The following is a 1,575-nucleotide window of genomic DNA, read 5'->3' on the forward strand; positions in this document are numbered from 1 at the left end:
CCCGCACCCTCCCTACCGCCGCGCGACCGCCAACACGGCGACACGCAACCAGGCCGCACACCCCTTCAGCGCCGATCCAACGCACATCCCCCACGCCGCCCCAAGCACCCCGCCCACCGCGTAGCCACCGAGCAGGCAGCCCACGGACACCAGGGAGAACACGACCTGAAGCGGCAGGGTCGTACGAGGGCTCAGCACGCGGAGGGTCAGCAGCGCGCATGTTCCGGCGGCCATGGCGGCGTACTGGCTGCCGGTCGCCGGGAGCAGCTCGGCGGCCGACTCCCAGGTGGCGCCGAGCAGTTGGCGGCCGAGGCGGCCCGGCAGCCCGTACAGGACGGCGGCCCAGGCGGCGGCGAGCATGGCGAGCGCGGCGGCAAGGGCCAGAGTGGCCCGGATCTGGCGGCCGAGGACGGGCGAGCGGTTGAGGAGGGGCGGGCCGAAGCCGGTCGCGGCGTTGAAGAGGACGTTCATCGGCCCGAACAGCGTCGTCGCGCCGCGCAGCGCACCGACCGCCAGCGGGCTGGCGAACAGGCCGAGTCCGACGATGGCCAGCTGGCTGGAGGCGTTCCCCACGGCGAACTCCGCGGCGAAGCGCCGTCCGAGGTGGCCGCGGCGCAGATACCGCCACGGATCGGCGGGGACCCCGCGCAGCCGCGGGCGGAGCAGCGCGACCGCGGTGAGGACGGCGGGCAGGGCGGAGAGGCCCCAGACGGCGACCAGCCGGGCGGGGTCCGAGCCGTACGGCTGGACGGCCAGGGCCGGTACGGCGGCGGCGAGCCGTACGAGGTCGGCGGCGAGGGCGTGGTGCGGCAGCCGCAGGGCGGAGAAGCAGTAGCGCAGGGTGTCCTGGGTGAGAACCACCGGCAGGACGAGGCCGAGTACCGCCAGCCCGCCCGCCGTGCCGCCGGGCACGAACGAGAGCGCGGCGCCCATCGCGGCCCCGACCGCCGCCGAGGCCCCGGCGGTGAACACGACGGCGGACCGGCACGCGCCGCGGACGTCCGGCCCGCCGCTCTCCAGCACGAGCGCCTGCCCGACGTAGGAGACGGAGAGCCCGAGCAGCACGGTGAACACCGCGTAGACCAGCGAGAACACGGAGAACCCGGCAGCCGTGGACAACCGCGCGGCGACAACGAGTACCAGAATGTTCGTCAGCGCGGCCACGCCTTGATCGGCGACGGAGCAGACGATCGCCAGCCGCGTGCCGAGGCCGCGGGGAGCCGCGGAGGCGGTCGCCCCGGGAACCGCGGAGGCGGTCGCCTCGGAAACCTCAGGGGCCGGTGGCGCCGAGGCGTCGGGGCCCGAACCCGCCCCGCCGGTCGCCGCGTTGCCACGCCGCGCGGCTTGCCGCTTCGCGGCGCGCCGGGCCACGGACAGGCGGGCGAAGAGACGGTCGGCGCGACGCAGCGGGCGCGGGAACCGCCCGCCGCCGCGCGTACCGCCGCCGGACGAACTCCCCGCACGAGGACGAGGAACCGGGCCGCACCCCGAAGCCGAGCCCGACTCCGGGAAGCCGTCCGTGCCGCCGCCGGACGAACTCCCCATACGAGGACGAGGAACCGGGCCGCACCCCGA

General features: G+C 76.3%; 1 protein-coding gene. It reads right to left on the minus strand.

What is annotated here, in order from left to right:
* Window positions 1-12: 12 nt before the first annotated feature.
* Window positions 13-1,197, minus strand: coding sequence for an MATE family efflux transporter (locus AOK16_RS24310; protein ID WP_055474254.1), 1,185 nt, complete (start codon window positions 1,195-1,197; stop codon window positions 13-15).
* Window positions 1,198-1,575 lie beyond the last annotated feature (378 nt).

The sequence above is a fragment of the Streptomyces pathocidini genome (assembly GCF_001418495.1).
GTDB lineage: Bacteria > Actinomycetota > Actinomycetes > Streptomycetales > Streptomycetaceae > Streptomyces > Streptomyces pathocidini.